Origin of the sequence: Amycolatopsis suaedae (genome assembly GCF_004214935.1) — a bacterium.
Classification (GTDB): Bacteria; Actinomycetota; Actinomycetes; order Mycobacteriales; family Pseudonocardiaceae; genus Amycolatopsis; species Amycolatopsis suaedae.
In genome coordinates this window covers 469,024-486,237 of sequence record NZ_SFCC01000003.1, presented here as the reverse complement: position 1 = coordinate 486,237, position 17,214 = coordinate 469,024, and the positions used below count along the sequence as shown (strand labels likewise).

The window sequence follows — 17,214 nt, the reverse complement described above, 5'->3', positions numbered from 1 at the left end:
GGCCACCACGGGGGGCCGTGTGGTGACCCGAAGGATCAGCGACCGGCCGCGGTGATGAACCCGGTGTTGAGCAACAGGTTCGGTGAACCCGAACCGGCGTTGCGCACCACGCCGCTGGTGGCGTTGCCGGTCAGCTTCGAGCTGACCGTCGCCGGGGTCGCCGAGCGGTCGGTCTGCAGGTACAGCGCCGCGGCTCCGGCCACGTGCGGGGTCGCCATCGACGTCCCGCTCATGGTCGCGTTGCCGTTGTCGGACAGGTGACTCGCCGAGGTGATGTTGCTGCCCGGCGCGAACAGGTCGAGACAGCGGCCGACGTTGGAGAACGACGACCGGTTGTCCCGCGCGTCGGTCGACCCGACCGTGATGGCCTGGGGGATCTTCGCCGGGCCACGGTCGCACGCGTTGCCACCGTTGTCGTTGCCGCCCGCGACCACCGGGACCACGCCCGCCGCCAGCAGCCCCGCCATCGCCTCGTCACCGATGTCCGGGGTGTCGAAGGTCATGCTGAAGTTGGCCACCGCGGGCTTCACGACGTTCTTCGCCACCCACTCGATGCCCTGCAGCGCGTCCGAGTCGGGTGCGCTGCCACCGCAGCCCAGCACCTTCACGCCGACCAGCTTGACCTTCTTGGCCACACCGTAGAGCTTGCCGCCGACCGTGCCTGCCACGTGTGAACCGTGACCGTTGCAGTCGTTCGCGTCCGGGTCCTCGTCGACGAAGTCGTACCCGGTCTCGGCCCTGCCCTCGAACTCGCTGTGCGAGTAACGAATCCCGGTGTCCACAATGTACACCGTGACGTCGGGCGCGGTGTTGGCGTAGTTGTACTTCCTGTCCAGCGGCAGGTTCTTCTGGTCGATCCGGTCGATGCCCCAGGTGGGGTTGTCCTGGACGCCGGCCACCCTGGCCATGCCGTCCTCGTACACCGCCCGCACCGCGGGGTCGGCAGCCAGCCTGCGGGCGCCTGCCTCGTCCAGTCCGGTCACGGCGAACCCGTGCATGGCGACGGAGAACGTCGCCTTGACCTGCCCGCCGTACCGGCCGGCCAGCGAACCCGCGGCCGCCGCGGCGGCCTGCGGCTTCAGCGACACCACGTAGGAGCCGGCGACGTGCTGTCCGGCCTGGACGACGACGCCTTCCGGCTGCGCGGCCGCCGCCGTTCCCGGCAGCGTGAGCAGGAGACCGGCAAGACCCGCGAGGGCGATCGCCGGGCGCATCAGCGCCCGCCGGTGTTCAGGTAGGAGATGTTGAGCAGCTTGTTCGGCGAGCCCGAACCGGGGTTGCGCACGACGTCGCTGGTGGCGTTGTTCACCAGCGCGTCCCGGACCTGAGCCGGGGTGGCACCGGAGTTGGCGGCCAGGTGCAGTGCGGCGGCGCCGGCGACGTGCGGGGTCGCCATCGAGGTGCCGCTGATGGTGTTGGTGGCCGTGTCACTGGTGTTCCACGCCGAGGTCACCGACGTGCCGGGGGCGAAGATGTCGGTGCAGGTGCCGTAGTTGGAGAACGACGACCGGTTGTCCGAGCGGTCGGTGGCGTTGACCGTGATGGCCTCGGACACCCTGGCCGGGCTGTAGTTGCAGGCGTTGGCGGTGCTGTTGCCGGACGCGACCGCGGTGGTCACGCCGGCGCGGATGGCCCGGCGCGTCGCGTCGTCCATCGCCGAGTTGGCGCCCCCGCCGAGGCTCATGTTGATGACGGCGGGCTTCTTCGCGTTCTTGGCGACCCAGTCCAGGCCGGCGACGATCTGCGAGGTCGTCCCGCTGCCCTGGCAGTTCAGCACCCGGACGCCGACGACCGAGGCCTTCTTTGCCACGCCGTAGGTGGTGCCGGCGACGGTGCCCGCGACGTGGGTGCCGTGGCCGTGGCAGTCGTTGGCGACGGCGTCGTTGTCGATGAAGTCGTAGCCGTTGGCCGCCCTGCCGCCGAACTCGCGGTGGCTGATCCGTACCCCGGTGTCCACTACGTACACGGTGATGCCCGCACCGCCGTTGTCCGGGTAGGTGAACTTCGCGTCCAGCGGCAGCCGGGCCTGGTCGATCCGGTCCAGGCCCCAGGTCGGGTTGTTCTGCGTACCGGCGATGCTGACCACACGGTCTTGCTCGACGTAGGCGACACCGGGCTCGGCGGCGAGTCTGCGTGCGTCGGCCTCGCTCATCCGGACCGCCACGCCACGCAGCGCCGTGTCGTAGCCACGGGTGACCTGGCCGCGGTGCTTGCCTGCCAGCTCACCGGCGCTGGCCAGCGGCGCGTTGTCGCGCAGCGCCACCAGGTAACTGCCCGCGATGGCGCCCTCGGCGCCCGCGCCCCGGATCTCACCCTGCGGGGCGGCCGTGGCCGGTGCGGCCAGGCCCAGGGCCGTCAGACCGGCGGCGCAGCCCGCCGCCAGCGCCAGCTTGGTTCGAGAGGAAACACGCATTCCCGACACTCCCATCAGTCCATCCGCGTAACCACGCTGTCACGCGAACACCACTGTTGGGTGACACCACCTACGGAACAAGCACGGCATCGATCCGTAGCCGCCCGTATTTAATAGGTGTCAACAGCGCGGGAATCCCCAGGTGGTGTCAAAGCCGTCAAGATCGACCTAGGCTGCGATGGATGCGTACCGAGCGGCTCCGGGCAGGCGTCCGGACCTCCTCCCCGATCCTGGTCGGGCGGGAGGCCGAGCTGCACACGCTCGTGTCGGCCGTGACCGCCGCACCCGCGGTAATCCTGCTGGAGGGCGAGGCGGGCGTCGGCAAGACCCGGCTGGTCACCGAGATGCTGCGCAGTCAGGAGCTGGCCGGGCGGGCGGTACTGGTCGGGCAATGCCAGCAGCTGCGGGAACCGTTCCCCTACGGCGTCCTGCTGGACGCACTGCGGACCGCCGGCGACCACCTGTCGCCCGGCACGCTCGGCCCGGAGACCGGAGCGCTGCGGCCGTACCTGCCCGAGGTCACCGCCCTGCCACCGGCGCCGGAACCCCTCGGCGACCCACGTGCCGAACGGCACCGGCTGTTCCGGGCGATCCGGGCGCTGCTGCGGGCGCTGGACGGCGCGTTGCTGGTGGTCGAGGACGTGCACTGGGCCGACGACGGCTCCCGGGAACTGCTGCGGCTGCTGATGGCCGATCCCCCGCCCAGCCTGGCGGTCCTGATCACCTACCGCGGCGAGGAACGGCCGGGCGGGCTGCCGCTGGGCGGAGCGTTCCGGCCCGCGCCGGGCGTGGCCAGCGCGCTGATCCACCTGGACCCGCTCGGCACCGACGAGGTGCGGCGGCTGGCCTGCGTCCTGCTCGGTGAGCAGCCGGTGTCGCTGGAGTTCGCGGTCAAGCTGCACGAACGGACCGCCGGTATCCCGTTCGTCGTCGAGGAGACCCTTCGCACCGTCCACACCGCCGACGACGAGCTGCTGGACGAGCTGGAGGTCCCCGTACTGCTGCGGGAGGCGATGGCGCAACGGCTGGCCGGGCTGCCGCTGCCCGCCCGCCGCCTGGCCGACGCCGCCGCGGTGCTGGGCGTGCCCGCCGACGTCGAACTGCTCGCCGAGGTCGCCGCCCTGCTGCCGGAGCGCGCGGTCCCCGCGCTGGCCCGGCTGGCCGACGGTGCCGTCCTGCTGGAGCAGGACGGCGGGCGGTACGACTTCCGGCACACCCTGGCCCGGCAGGCGGTGTACCGGTCGGTGGCCGGGCCGGACCGGCGGGCCCTGCACCTGCGGTGCGTCCGGGTGCTCAGCCGCAGGGAGCCCAAACCGCTGCTCGCGCTCGCCGAGCACAGCAGGCTGGCCGGCGCCGTCACCGAGTGGGTGCACTACGGCGAGGCGGCCGCCGACCGGGCGGCCGAGGTCGGCGATCCGGCGACCGCCACCCGGCTGCTGCGGCGGCTGCTCGACGAGCCGGCACTGGCCAGGCACGACGTCGACCGGCTCGCGGTGAAGTTCAGCCAGGGTGCGTCCAACGGCCTGGCCCAGCACGAGGTCGCCGCGGCACTGGAGCGGCTGCTGTCGGACCACCGGCTGTCCGAGTCGTGCCGCGGCGAGGTCCGGCTCGGGCTCGGGATGCTGCTCATCCGGCAGTACGGCGGGATCGCCGCCGGGCGGATGGAGATCGCGCAGGCCTGTGACGAGCTGGCGGAACGGCCCGCGCTGGCGCTGAAGGCGAAGTCCGTGCTGGCGCTGCCGTTCGTCGGCTCGGCATCGGTGGCCGAGCACCTGCGGTGGATGGCGGAGGTGGACACCGAGGTCGCCGCGTCGACCGACCGCCTGGTGCGCACCACCATGCTGGCCAGCACCACCGGCTCCCGGCTGCATCTCGGCGATCCGGTGGCGTGGGCGCAGATCGACCAGCTGCCTGCCACCGTCGGCTCCCCCGCCGAGCAGCGGCAGCTGGCCAGGGCGCACTGCAACCTCGCCGACGCGTGTGCGTGGACCGGCCACTTCGATCGCGCGCAGGGGTTCCTGCGCAGCGGTATCCAGCTGGCAGCCGACTGCGGTGCGCCGTTCGTCGTCGGCACCGCGCGTGCCACGCAGGCCCACCTGGACTGGCTGACCGGCGAGTGGACCGGCCTGGAGGAACGCTGCACGCGGCTGCTGGACGAGTACCGCGACCTGGTGCCGGTCGCGGGTGAGCTGTCGCTGGTGCTCGGATCGCTCGCCGTCGCGCGTGGCGAGTGGGACAGCGCGACCGCCCGGTTCGCCGAGGCCGGGGTGGGAGACCCGGACAACGCCATCGCGCCGGTCGCGCTCGCCGCGTTCGGCGGCACGGTCCGCATGCTGCTGGCCCGCGACCAGATCGCCGAGGCCATCGGAGCGGCCGACCGGGGCCTGGCGCTGCTGCGGCAGAAGAACGTCTGGTCGTGGGCGGGTGAGCTGGTGCCTCCCGCGGTGGACGCCTACTGCCGGGCAGGCAGGCAGCGTGCCGCCGCGGAGGCACTGGACCAGCTGCACCGCGCGCTGACCGACCGGGACGCTCCGCACGCCAGGGCGGCACTGGCCGAGGCCGCCGGGATCCTGGCCCAGCACCAGAGTTCGCCGGCGGCGGCCGTCGAGCGGCTGGACGACGCGCGGCGCCGCTACGAGCGGCTGCCCGCGCCCTACCCGGCCGCGCTGGTCACCGAGCGGTTGCTCGGGCTGCGCCCGGACGACCCGGAACGCTACGCCGCGCTGGCCGAGGAGTTCGAGCGGCTGGGAGCCGCCCGGGACGGGGCGCGTTGCCGGCACGTGCTGCGGGTCGGCGGCGCGGTGACGCCCTCGCGGCGTGGCCGCCGCGGCTACGGCAACGAGCTGTCGCCCCGGGAACGCGACGTCGCCCGGCTGGTCGCGGCCGGGCGGACCAACCGGGAGATCGCCGAGGTGCTGTTCCTGTCCCGGCGCACGGTGGAGCAGCACGTGGCGGGCGTGCTGCGCAAGCTCGGCGCCCGCTCCCGCGCCGAGCTGCACGAGAACCCGCCCGACGCCTGACCGCCCGCCCGATGTGGTGGCGTCATGCCGTGAAGGGGCCCGCACGGCATCCGTGTCAGGGTCCCGGGTCGCGGGCAGGCGAGGTGGCTGGTTTCGAGCGTGGAACTCGTGTACCGGAACGTAGAACTCGCGTGCGTGAGCGCAGAACTCACCATGTGGACGCCGGATCTCACGTGGCACTGATCGCCCGCGTGAACAGCCCGTTCGCGCGAGTCCTCCGTTCCCGACCCGCGAGTCGACCGTTCCAGACCCGCGAGTTGCACGTTCCCGCCGCCCCGGTCCCGCTGACCGGCACGCGGTTCCAGATCGCGGGACAAACCCGTCCTCGCCTGGCCGAACGGGCCGCCCGCGCTAACCTGCCGGGCCGGACCGCGAGTTTCGCGTTCCTGAACACGTCACTCACCATCCGGACCCCGCGTCCCAGCCCGTGAACCCACCCTCACGCCAACGGACCACTCACCGCGAGTCTCGTCCTCAGGAACCCGAGTCTCGCCTTCCGGAACGCGAATAACGCGCTCCCGACCTCCCGACTTTTGCCGGAGCCCTGGCGTCTGATGCCGTGAGGGCCCCTTCACGGCACAGTCCGGTGCTGCTGGCCACGGACACGTGGGCTGATAGCCCGTCGTTCGGTGTGAAGGCCGAGTTTCTGTCGTCTCATGTGATGAAGGTGGCCTTCATACTCCCGCCGCCCGGTGGTCGCGGCCTCACCAGTCCCATCCGCCCCAGCAGACCCAGCCGCCACCACGAAAGAGACCCAGCAAACTCCCCCAATGTGGCATTGGGGGAGTTCAAGTTCCCCAATGCCACATTGGGGGCACAGCACCCGGACTTTGCCGGGCCGGAGGTCCGGCGCCGGTAAATCGGTTGCGGGCGGCGAGCGGGGTGCGGCAGGGTCGGCGTGATCAGCACGAGTGCCGGCGCGGCCGGCGGACGCGAAGGAGGTGGCCCCATGGCAAGGACCGTCGCGGGCCTGACCCATGCCCGTCCGCACGCCCCGGCAGGCTGACCACGAGCAGCCCGTTCCAACGCTGGGGCTTCCTTTTCACCAGAGGGAGTACTCCCAGTGCGCAAGCACGACTTCGACCGCATCGAGAACGCCCCGGTGCGGCGCAAGCAACGCAGGGCCCGGTTCGACGACGAACCCGCCCCCGCCCGCAGCGGCAGGCTCACCGAAGCCGAACGCGTCCGGCTCGCCGACCTGCGGGCCGACGCCTACACCGAGACCGACATCCCCGGCGACCGCTGGTCGACCTGGGACGCCGCCGAGCACGGCCCGGCACCGCACCCGGACTGGGTGATCACCGACCTGGCCGCCGTCGACACCGAACTCGGCGTGCTCAAGACCGGCAAGGAAGCCGAGGTGCACCTGCTGCGCCGCGGCATCCCCGGCGGCAGGCAGAGCCTGCTGGCCGCCAAGCGCTACCGCGCCGCCGAGCATCGCATGTTCCACCGCGACGCCGGCTACCTGGAGGGACGCCGGATGCGGCGGTCCCGCGAGATGCGCGCCATCGCCACCCGCACCGCCTTCGGCCGCAACCTGATCGCCGAGCAGTGGGCGGTGGCCGAGTTCGCCGCGCTCGGCAGACTGTGGGAGGCCGGAGCGCCGGTGCCCTACCCGGTGCAGCGGGACGGCACGGAGCTGCTGCTGGAGTTCGTCGGCGACGCCGACGGCACGGCCGCGCCCCGGCTGGCCCAGCTACGGCCGGACCCGGACGAGCTGCGTGACCTGTGGCACCAGACCACGATCGCGCTCGAACAGCTCGCCGCGCTGGGGCTCACCCACGGCGACCTCTCGGCGTACAACGTCATGGTCCACAATGGACAGATTGTCCTGATCGACCTCCCCCAGGTCGTCGACATCGTGGCCAACCCACGCGGGCTGGAGTTCCTCGCGCGTGACGTACGCAACATCGCAGGCTGGTTCACCGGAAGGGGCCTGCCCGCGGATCTGGCCGATGTGGACGCTGTGACCCGTGAACTGCGCATGACAGCGGGACTTCGCTGAGCGTGGCGGGGGCCACACAACCGCCCGGCGGCGTGGCCCCCGCCGGTCTCGGCTACACTGAACCGAGCACCGCAGCGAATCCGCGCGGTGGTCCCCTACATCCGTTGGCACACCACCGGTGTGCCGGGTTCGTCCCTGTGAACGCCTACGGCGCAACTCGCCGTGTCCCGCCTGCGTGCGGACGTCCGGGCCTCCTTGCGACGTTCCACGTCCGAGAGGCAACAGTGACAGTCACGCTCGACCCTGCCAGTTCCACGACTTCGTTCGCGGACCTGAACCTGCCGAAACCGCTGCTCAAGGCGCTGCGCGAAGCCGGCATCGACAGCCCGTTCCCCATCCAGGCCGCCACCATCCCCGACGCGCTGGCCGGCCGCGACGTGCTCGGCCGCGCCCAGACCGGCTCCGGCAAGACCCTCGCGTTCGGCCTGGCCCTGCTGGCCCGGCTCGACGGCGGCAAGGCCCGTAGCAGGCACCCCCGCGCGCTGGTTCTGGTACCGACCAGGGAGCTGGCCATGCAGGTCGCCGACTCGCTGACCCCGCTGGCCAAGTCGCTCGGCCTGTGGTGCCGCACGGTCGTCGGCGGCATGGCGTTCACCCGTCAGGCCGACGCCCTGCACCGCGGCGTCGACCTGCTGATCGCCACCCCCGGCAGGCTGTCCGACCACGTGCGCCAGGGCACCTGCAACCTCTCCGACGTGACCTTCGTCGCCCTGGACGAGGCCGACCAGATGGCCGACATGGGCTTCCTGCCGCAGGTCCGCGAGATCCTCGACCTGACCCCGCGCGACGGCCAGCGCCTGCTGTTCTCCGCCACGCTCGACGGTGACGTCAAGAAGCTGGTCGACCAGTACCTGACCGACCCGGTCGAGCACTCGGTGGCGCCGGTGACCGCCAGCGTCGACACGATGGAACACCACGTGCTGCAGATCTCGTTCCGGGACAAGCAGGCCATCGTGACCGAGATCGGCGCCCGCGAGGGCCGCACGATCATGTTCGTGCGCACCAAGCACCACGTCGACCGGCTGACCGAGCGGCTGCGTGCCAGCGGCGTGCGCGCCGCGGCGCTGCACGGCGGCAAGACCCAGGGCCAGCGCAACCGGGTGCTCGCCGACTTCAAGAGCGGCGACGCCACCGTGCTGGTCGCCACCGACGTCGCCGCGCGCGGCATCCACGTCGACGACGTGAGCCTGGTGCTGCACGTCGACCCGCCCGCCGACCACAAGGACTACCTGCACCGTGCCGGGCGTACCGCCCGGGCGGGCGCCTCGGGTGTCGTGGTCATGCTGATCACCCACGACCAGCGGCGCACCGTGCGCAGGCTCACCGACCGGGCCGGTGTCCGGCCGGAGAACACGACCGTCCGGCCCGGCGACGCCGAACTGGCCCGCATCACCGGTGCCCGCGAGCCCAGTGGCGAGCCGGTCGTGGAGCGTCGCAGGGAGCCGCAGCAGGCCCGTCGCGGGCAGCAGCGCGGGTTCGGCGGGAGGCCGCGATCCGGCGGCCGCCAGCCCGAGCGCGGCTTCCGCGGTGCCCGTAACGGCCAGGGTCGCTCGCACCGCCCCGGCGGCCGGACCCCGGCCCGCCGCCGCGACGGCTGATCCTGTCACCACATGCCGAACGGCGTGTGGTCGGCTGCCAGCAGATAACGCAGCAGGAGCCTGAGCCGGGCCATCCGGCTCAGGCGTACCCGCGGCATCCGTTCGAGTGTGTCCGGCATGGCCGCCCCCTTCGGTTAGGTACGACAAGTCTCGTACCTAACCGAAGGTACGAGACTTGTCGTACCATGTCCAGGGTGAGCAACGAATTCGCGCATCCCGATCTCGGCGACGTCGAGCTGGACGCTGTCCTGGCCGCACTGGCCGACCCGCACCGCAGGCGGGTCGTCGTCGAACTGGCCGCCGAACCCGAGCGGGAACGGACCTGCGCCTCGTTCAACCTGCCGGTCGCTCGGTCGACCCGCACCCACCACTGGCGCGTGCTCCGCGAAGCCGGCCTCGTGCACCAGCGCGCGGCAGGCAACACCAGCTACCTGCTGCTGCGCCGCACCGAGATCGACGACCGCTTCCCCGGCCTGCTGGACACCGTGGTGTCGCTGACCGGGGCTACAGCTCGATGAGCTCGAACTCGGTCGCGTACTCGCAGCCGAACCGTTCACCGGCGTCGCCGAGCGCGGCCAGATATGCCTTGTGCTCCCGCAGCGAGGCGATCGCCCTGTCCATTGTGGACCCGATGTCGACGGCGTGATCCGACTTCGGCGACCCAGCGCACGCCCTGCCACGGCGGCAGGTCCAGGTCGCGGAACACCCAGCGGTTGGCCGCGTCCCGCACGGCGTCCAGCACGGCGAGGCCGACGTTGCGGTGGTCGGCCATGTTCAGCCCGACGCCGCCGGGCCAGTTCTCCCGGTGGTTGCCGGTGATCACCAGCTCCGGCCGGAACCGCCGGATGGCGGCGGCGATGTCCCGGCGCAGCGGCAGGCCGTACTCGAGGTCGTCCGGGTGGGCGACGACAGCGAGTGCCCGCTGCCAGTCCCGGGCATCGGCTTGTACGCGCCCCCTGCTCGGGTCGTCCGGTGTGTTTGCGAGACTGCCAGGCGTGAACGCATCCGGTCCAGCTCCCGAACAGGTCTTCGACTGGCTCGACGAGGAGGCCGACCGGCGAGCGGCAGCCGGGCTGACCCGGAGGCTGCGACCGCGGGCGGCCGACGCCGGTGAGGTGGATCTGGCCGGCAACGACTACCTGGGACTCGCCAGGGACAAGCGGGTCGCGGGCGCGGCGGCGGCCGCGGCACTGCGCTGGGGCGCGGGCTCGACCGGGTCGCGCCTGGTCACCGGCTCCACCGAGCTGCACGCCGAACTGGAACACGCGCTCGCCCGGTTCTGCGGCACGCAGGCCGCGCTGGTGTTCTCCTCCGGCTTCACCGCCAACCTCGGCGCGGTGACGGCACTGTCCGGAGCGGAGTCGGCCATCGTGACCGACCGCTACATCCACGCGTCGCTGATCGAGGGCTGCCGGCTTTCCCGTGCCGACGTCGCCGCCGTCACGCACGCCGACCCCGCGGCGTTCACCCACGCCCTGTCCACCCGCCGCAAGCAGCGGGCGCTGGTGGTGACCGACTCGGTGTTCTCCGTCGACGGCGACCTGGCGCCGCTGCCGGAACTGGTGGCGGCCTGCCGCGAGCACGGCGCCGCGCTGCTGGTCGACGACGCGCACGGGTTCGGCGTACTGGGCGAGGGCGGACGCGGCGCGGTGCACGAGGCCGGGCTGGCCGGCGCGCCGGACGTCGTCACGACGATCACCCTGTCCAAGTCTCTCGGCGCCCAGGGCGGTGCCGTGCTGGGGCCGCGGCGGGTGATCCGGCACCTGGTCGAGTCCGCCCGCAGTTTCATCTTCGACACCGCGCTGGCCCCCGGCAGCGCCGCCGCCGCGCTGGCCGCACTGGGCGTCCTGCGGGACGAGCCGGACCTGCCGTCCAGGGTGCTGGCCGTGGCGGCACGGCTGTCCGCGCAGCTTGCCGACGCCGGGCTGACGGTGTCCACGCCGCGGGCGGCCGTCGTGTCGGTGTCGGCCCCGTCGGCCGACGCGGCGCTCGCCTGGGCGACGCGGTGTGCCGAGCAGGGCGTGCGGGTCGGCTGCTTCCGGCCGCCGTCGGTGCCCGACGGTGTGTCCCGGCTCCGGCTGACCGCGCGTGCGGACCTCACCGAGTCCGATGTGGACGCCGCGGTGAAGGTGATCGTCGACGCGGCGCCGTAGGTTCAGCCGCGGCGCATCTCCACGTGCGGGATGCCGTCCTCCAGGTACTCCGGGCCGGACGGTGTGAAGCCGAACTTCGCGTAGAACCCGCCCGCCTGGATCTGCGCGCCCAGCACGCACGGGGCGTCGCCGACGACCTCCAGCGCCGCCTCCATCAGCCGTGCCCCCAGGCCGGTGCCGCGGGCGTGCTGGGCCGTGACCACCCGGCCGATGCGGTAGCCACCCGACGGCTCCACCAGGACCCGCAGGTACGCGTCGACGTCGCCGGTCCACAGGTGGTGGGTGTCGGCACGCAGGTCACGGCCGTCGAGATCCTGGTAGGCACTTTCCTGCTCGACCACGAACACCTGCGCCCGCAGGCGCAGCACGGCATACAGCTGCTCCGCGGTGATCCGGTCGCCGGTGGTGCGCAGGACGGGGATCCGGGCGGTCTGGGTCATGCCGTATAGGTACCAGACCCGGGTTCAGTGGTGGCGGGCCTGCTCCGCGATGTCCTTGGCGAACGTGGCCACCCTCGCGTAGACACCCGGCTTACCGGCCTGCGCGCAGCCCTCGCCCCAGGACACCACGCCGATCACCGTGCCACCGACCACCAGCGGGCCACCCGAGTCGCCCTGGCAGGCGTCGACGCCGCCCTCGGCGTACCCGGCGCAGACCATGGACTTCGCGTCGAAGCTCTCGAAGCTCTTGGCGCAGCTGTCGTCGGCGACGACCGGGACGGTGGCCTTGCGCAGGTAGTCCGAGCGGTCGCCGCCCTCCTTCACCCGCCCCCAGCCGAGCACGGTCGCCCGGGTGCCCGCCTCGTACAGCGACCGGTGCCGCTGGTCGGCCACCTTCGCCGGCTGGTAGGGCACGCTGTCCCGCAACGTGAGCACCGCGACGTCGCTCCCGCTCTCCGGCCGCTGGAAGCCGTCGGGGATCCAGACCTTCCTGACCTCGGCCGTCACGCCCGCCGACGTGCGCTTGTCCTGACGGCCTGCGACCACCCGCATGTCGTTACGGGACATCGCCTTGGCGCAGTGCGCGGCGGTGAGCACCGCGTCGGACGCGATCAGCGTGCCGCCGCAGAACTGGTTGCCCTTCTCGTCGGCGAGGTAGACGGCGTAGGGGTGATCGGCGAGGGAAGCCTCGGTGCCGCCGACGACGAACGGCTGCACGCCCGCGGCGGCCCCGGCGCCGGCCAGCGGCAGGACCGTCCCGATGACGGCGGCGGCGAGCAGCGTCCCCCGGCGGCGCGAGGACTTCTTCGGCATGACTCCGGTTTCCCTTCGACAGACAGCACGGCGGTGCGACTACCCTAAACGGCCTACCGGTCACCCGACGTCACTGAACCGGGTGGAGTAGCCGGCTACCCTCCGCAGCCATCCGGGCCAGGGCCGCCCGGCACCGGCGCGGCACCCGATGTCACCCTGTCCTGGTGCGCACGCTCCCTGGCCTCCTGCTCGCGGTGACGCTGCTCGCCGCCTGCGGCGGGCAGCCGGAGCAGCCACCACCGGCACCTCCGCCGACGCCGCCGTCGACGAGCGCCCCGGCGGCCACCACCACGGCGAAAGCACCGGTGTGGCAGGTCGGCGCCCGCCCGCTGCCCCGCAGGCCCGACGGGTTCGGCCAGGTACTGCCCACCCCGGCCCCGCTGGTCGAGCGCAGCCTGCCCACAGCCGACCTGCTGCCGCCACCGGCTGGCGACCGCTACGCCTCGACCGTCGAACCGGTACCGGCGCGGGTACTGGCCCGCAGCACCTGGCGGCCCGAGTGCCCGGTCCCGTCCGGGCAGCTGCGGTACCTGACGATGTCGTTCTGGGGTTTCGACGGCCGTGCCCACACCGGGGAGATGCTGGTCAACGCCTCGGTCGCCGCACAGGTGACGAAGGCGTTCGGCGAGCTGTACGCCGCGCGTTTCCCGATCGAGGAGATGCGGGTCACCCGGGCCGACGAGCTGGACGCCCCGCCGACCGGCGACGGCAACAACACCGGCGCGTTCGTCTGCCGCCCGGTCCGCGGGCAGACCACCTGGTCGGCTCACGCGTCCGGCCTCGCCGTCGACGTCAACCCGTTCTGCAACCCCTACGTCAAGGGTGACCTGGTGCTGCCCGAGCTGGCCTCGGCCTACACCGACCGCGGCCGCGAGCGTCCGGGGATGATCCTGCCGGGCGGCCCGGTGGTGCGGGCGTTCACGGCGGCGGGCTGGACCTGGGGTGGCACCTGGACCTCGCCGAAGGACATCATGCACTTCTCGGCGACGGGGAACTGAGGCACGGGAACAACCGCACCGCCCCGGCGGTTCCACAACCGGAGAGCATCGACCGACTCAGGAGAAGCAGCGTGCCGCACTACGACCTGGTGATCATCGGGACCGGCTCGGGGAACTCGATTCTCGACCGGCGGTTCGCCGGCTGGAAGACCGCGATCGTCGAGAAGGGAGTGTTCGGCGGCACCTGCCTCAACGTCGGCTGCATCCCGACGAAGATGTTCGTCCACCCCGCCGACATCGCGGCCTCGGTCGGTGCCGGAGCCCGGCTGGGGGTGGACGCCGAACTGCGCGGGGTGCGCTGGCGCGACATCCGCGACCGGATCTTCGGCCGGATCGACCCGATCGCCGCGGGCGGGCGGCAGTACCGCGTCGAGCACGAGGACAACCGTGACGTCACCGTCTACGAGGGCGAGGGCCGGTTCACCGGGCACAAGGAGCTGACGATCACGTTCGCCGACGGCCGCCCGGCGGAGACCGTCACGGCCGGCCGGTTCGTGATCGCGGCAGGCAGCAGGCCCGCGATCCCGGAGATTCCTGGTTTGTCCGATGTGGACTACCACACGTCGGACACCGTGATGCGGATCGACGACCTGCCCGAGCGGGCGGTGATCCTGGGTGGCGGTTTCATCGCGGCGGAGTTCGCTCACGTGCTGGCCTCGTTCGGGGTCGCGGTCACGATGGTGGCGCGCTCCGGCGCCCTGCTGCGGGCCGAGGACGCCGACGTCAGCGCCCGGTTCACCGAGCTGGCCGCGAAGCGCTACGACGTGCGGCTGAACACGACCGTGAGCAAGGTGCGGCGGTCGGGTGGCGGTGTCGCCGTCGAACTGTCCGATCCCGCCGGGGAGGACACCGTCGAGGCCGGGCTGCTGCTCGTGGCCACCGGCCGCAGGCCCAACTCCGACCTGCTCGACGTGGCCGCGACCGGGTTGTCCACCACCGCGGACGGCTACGTGAAGGTCGACGAGTACCAGCGCACCGAGGTCGACGGGATCTACGCGCTCGGCGACGTCAGCTCGCCGTTCCAGCTCAAGCACGTGGCCAACCACGAACAGCGGGTCGTGCAGCACAACCTGCTGCACCCGGACGCGCCGGTGGCCGCCGATCACCGGTTCGTGCCGCACGCGGTGTTCACCTCGCCGCAGATCGCGTCGGTCGGCCTGACCGAGGAGCAGGCGGCCGAGCGCGGGCTGCGTTACGTCACCTCGATCCAGGACTACGCCGGTATCGCCTACGGCTGGGCCATGGAGGACACCACGAGCTTCGCCAAACTGGTCGCGGACCCGGCGACCGGGCAGCTGCTCGGCGCGCACATCATCGGCCCGCAGGCCGCGACGGTGATCCAGCCGCTGATCCAGGCGATGAGCTTCGGCCTGGACGCGGCCAGCATGGCCCGCGGTCAGTACTGGATCCACCCGGCGATGCCGGAGCTGGTGGAGAACGCCCTGCTCGGACTGGAGCTGGACCCGGCTCAGACGTAACGGTCGCGACCGGCGAACGCGCCGACCACCGACTGCACCGCGACGACCACCGCGACCAGGATCAGCGGCACGGTCCACGCGGCGGTCAGGTCGTGCAGCAGGCCGAACAGCAGCGGACCCGGGGTGGCGATCAGGTAGCCGTAGCCCTGGGCCATCCCGGACAGCGACGCGGTGTCCGGGCCGCTGCGAGCTCGCAGCGCGATGACGGTCAGGGCCAGCGAGAACACGCTCATCCCGACACCGACGAGGATGGCCCACAGCAGCGGTGCCGCCGCCGGCGCGACGATCAGGCCGGCGTTGCCCGCGAGCCCGATCAGGCCGAGCCCGACAATCCACCAGGTCTGGCTGCCCTGCCGGGCGGCGACCGCCGGGACGATCAGGCTGATCGGCACGGCCAGCAGCGACATCAGGCCCTGCAGGAGGCCGGCGTCTCCCCTGCTGACGCCGGCGTCCATCAGGACCTGCGGGAACCAGCCCATGACGATGTAGGCGACGAACGCCTGCAGGCCGAAGAACAGCGTGACCGTCCACGCCAGCGGGCTGCGCAGCAGCGAGCGGCCGCGTTCCTGCCGGGGCGCGCCGCCGCCTTCGCCGCGACGGCCGCGGACGGCCAGCAGCCAGACCACCAGCGCGACGACGGCGAGCGCCGCCCAGCCCGCCCACGCCTCGCGCCAGCCGCCGAACAGGTCGTCCATCGGCGGTGTCGCCGCCGAGCCGAGCGCACCGCCACCCTGCAGGGCAGCGGTGTAGACGCCGGTCATCAGGCCGACCCTGGCCGGGAACGAATCCTTCACGACCACCGGGATGAGGACGTTGCCCAGCGCGATACCGGCGCTGGAGACGAGGGTGCCGCCGAGCACGACCAGCGGGCCGTCGAGTACCCGGATCACCAGGCCGACGCCGAGCACACCGAGCGCGAGCGCCACGGCCGCACCGATGCCGACCCGGCGGGCCAGCGCGGGCGCGGCCAGGCCGGCGACGGCGAAGCACAGGCCGGGCAACGTGGTGAGCAGGCCCGCCCAGGTGGCGGTGGCGCCCAGGTCGGCCTGCGCCTTGTCCAGCAGTGGGCCGACGCTGGTGACGGCGGGGCGGAGGTTCAGGGCGGCCAGGACGACGGCCAGCGCCAGCAGCGTGCCGCCCGCGACGGCAAGTGGACGCGCCCGTCCGGCGGGTGCCGTGTCCGTGACGACGCGGCTACGCTCGAGTTCTAGTTCTGGCTCGACGGACACGCCGAGTAGTATTGCAGACGTAGGATGATTGGGCGAAAGGATGTTTCTGTGCCTCTGGCCACTACCCGTCGCACCGGGCTCGTCGACCAGGTGATCGCCCAGTTACGTGAAGCGGTCCGGCAGGGCGACTGGCCCATCGGGCAGCGCATCCCGACGGAACCGGAGCTGGCGGCCACGCTCGGGGTCGGGCGCAACACCATCCGCGAGGCGGTGCGAGCGCTGTCGCACAGCGGGTTGCTGGAGGTACGGCAGGGTGACGGCACCTACGTGCGGGCTACCAGCGAGGTCTCCGGCGCCATCCGCAGGCTGTGCGGCAGCGAGCTGCGCGAGGTACTGGAGGTCCGGCGCACGCTGGAGGTCGAGGGCGCGCGGCTGGCCGCCTCCCGGCGCACGGACGCCGAGCTGGAGCGGTTACGCGACCTGCACGACCAGCGCGACGCCGCCCAGCGGGAGGCCCGGTTCGACGACTTCGTGCGCGTCGACGCGGAGTTCCACCTGACCGTGGTCGCGTGCGGGCACAACACCCTGCTCACCGAGCTGTACCGGGGGCTCACCGAGGCCATCACCGCGTCCGTCGCGGCGACCACGCACGAGGAGCTGGGGCAGGCGGAGGAGATCGAGCACCGCGGCATCGTGGAGGCCATCGCCGACCGCGACCCCGTCAAGGCAGGCGCGGAGGCCGCCGGCTTCCTCGACGAGCTGCTGGCCGGCTTGGACTGAGCCGCCCGCCCGGCAGGCCGTCAGGGCACCAGACGCCAGGGCCCGGCAAAGTCGGGCTCTGTGCGTTCGAACGCAGAACTCGCGGGCCGGAACGCAGAACTCGCGTGCGTGAGCGCAGAACTCACCGTGTGGACCGGGTTCTCACCTCGTGCCGGTCACCCGCGTCAGCGACCCGTTCGCGCGAGTCGTCCCGTCCCAGAGCACGTGAAGGCCACCTTCACCACGTCAGACTTAATGAAGGGGACTGGCCAGACCCACGGACAGGACACACCCGCCACATCGGCACCGTCTGACTTTGCCGGGGTCCTGGCATCAGACGCCGTGAGGGGGCCTTCACGGCCACGTCG

13 protein-coding genes and 1 pseudogene are annotated in these 17,214 nt (G+C 72.3%); 8 read left to right on the top strand and 6 right to left on the bottom strand.

Annotated elements, in window-relative coordinates; translation table 11 throughout:
• Window positions 1-35: 35 nt before the first annotated feature.
• A complete protein-coding gene (locus EWH70_RS08180) occupies window positions 36-1,214 on the bottom strand; it encodes a S8 family peptidase (protein WP_130474647.1) in 1,179 nt (392 codons plus the stop codon).
• Window positions 1,214-2,413, bottom strand: a complete 1,200-nt coding sequence (locus EWH70_RS08175) for a S8 family peptidase (protein WP_130474646.1) — start codon at window positions 2,411-2,413, stop codon at window positions 1,214-1,216. The genes EWH70_RS08180 and EWH70_RS08175 overlap by 1 nt, the downstream gene beginning before the upstream one ends.
• Window positions 2,414-2,595: 182 nt before the next feature.
• On the opposite strand from EWH70_RS08175, the gene EWH70_RS08170 reads away from it, so the two are divergent.
• The 4 genes from EWH70_RS08170 to EWH70_RS08155 all read left to right on the top strand — a co-directional run bounded on the left by EWH70_RS08170 (window position 2,596) and on the right by EWH70_RS08155 (window position 9,554).
• The gene (locus EWH70_RS08170) at window positions 2,596-5,433 is read left to right on the top strand and encodes an ATP-binding protein (protein ID WP_240686866.1); all 2,838 of its coding nucleotides are present in this window, start codon (window positions 2,596-2,598) and stop codon (window positions 5,431-5,433) included.
• A 1,063-nt stretch (window positions 5,434-6,496) separates the two neighbouring features.
• Window positions 6,497-7,438 carry a serine protein kinase RIO gene (locus tag EWH70_RS08165; protein WP_130474645.1) on the top strand — a complete coding sequence of 314 codons (942 nt, stop codon included), beginning with the start codon at window positions 6,497-6,499 and terminating at the stop codon, window positions 7,436-7,438.
• A gap of 224 nt (window positions 7,439-7,662) precedes the next feature.
• Entirely contained in the window at window positions 7,663-9,036 is a 1,374-nt protein-coding gene (locus EWH70_RS08160) for a DEAD/DEAH box helicase (RefSeq protein ID WP_205669059.1), read from the top strand.
• 194 nt (window positions 9,037-9,230) lie between these two features.
• A complete protein-coding gene (locus EWH70_RS08155; RefSeq protein WP_240686865.1) occupies window positions 9,231-9,554 on the top strand; it encodes an ArsR/SmtB family transcription factor in 324 nt (107 codons plus the stop codon).
• Here the strand turns inward: EWH70_RS08155 and EWH70_RS08150 are convergent.
• Window positions 9,541-9,937: pseudogene (locus EWH70_RS08150) on the bottom strand (PIG-L deacetylase family protein); the annotation flags it as partial. The gene EWH70_RS08155 and the pseudogene EWH70_RS08150 sit on opposite strands and share 14 nt — an antisense overlap.
• 94 nt (window positions 9,938-10,031) lie before the next feature.
• Between EWH70_RS08150 and EWH70_RS08145 the strand changes: the two are divergent.
• Entirely contained in the window at window positions 10,032-11,189 is a 1,158-nt protein-coding gene (locus EWH70_RS08145) for an 8-amino-7-oxononanoate synthase (RefSeq protein WP_240686864.1), read from the top strand.
• Between the two features lie 2 nt (window positions 11,190-11,191).
• Here EWH70_RS08145 and EWH70_RS08140 read toward each other — a convergent pair whose 3' ends face one another.
• Together EWH70_RS08140 and EWH70_RS08135 are read right to left on the bottom strand one after the other, a co-directional pair.
• Window positions 11,192-11,629: a GNAT family N-acetyltransferase gene (locus EWH70_RS08140; RefSeq protein WP_130474641.1), complete on the bottom strand. Its 438-nt coding sequence runs from the start codon at window positions 11,627-11,629 to the stop codon at window positions 11,192-11,194.
• 24 nt (window positions 11,630-11,653) lie between these two features.
• Entirely contained in the window at window positions 11,654-12,442 is a 789-nt protein-coding gene (locus tag EWH70_RS08135) for a S1 family peptidase (protein WP_130474640.1), read from the bottom strand.
• A 164-nt stretch (window positions 12,443-12,606) separates the two neighbouring features.
• Here EWH70_RS08135 and EWH70_RS08130 point away from each other — a divergent pair, with 164 nt between their 5' ends.
• Window positions 12,607-13,440 (top strand): M15 family metallopeptidase, encoded by an 834-nt coding sequence (locus EWH70_RS08130; RefSeq protein ID WP_205669058.1) that lies wholly within the window; start codon window positions 12,607-12,609, stop codon window positions 13,438-13,440.
• A gap of 71 nt (window positions 13,441-13,511) precedes the next feature.
• Window positions 13,512-14,918 carry a mycothione reductase gene (locus EWH70_RS08125; RefSeq protein ID WP_130474639.1) on the top strand — a complete coding sequence of 469 codons (1,407 nt, stop codon included), beginning with the start codon at window positions 13,512-13,514 and terminating at the stop codon, window positions 14,916-14,918.
• On the opposite strand, the gene EWH70_RS08120 is transcribed toward EWH70_RS08125, so the two are convergent.
• Window positions 14,909-16,147, bottom strand: a complete 1,239-nt coding sequence (locus EWH70_RS08120; protein ID WP_130474638.1) for a CynX/NimT family MFS transporter — start codon at window positions 16,145-16,147, stop codon at window positions 14,909-14,911. The genes EWH70_RS08125 and EWH70_RS08120 overlap by 10 nt on opposite strands.
• Before the next feature lie 48 nt (window positions 16,148-16,195).
• On the opposite strand from EWH70_RS08120, the gene EWH70_RS08115 reads away from it, so the two are divergent.
• Window positions 16,196-16,867, top strand: a complete 672-nt coding sequence (locus EWH70_RS08115) for a FadR/GntR family transcriptional regulator (protein WP_130474637.1) — start codon at window positions 16,196-16,198, stop codon at window positions 16,865-16,867.
• Window positions 16,868-17,214 lie beyond the last annotated feature (347 nt).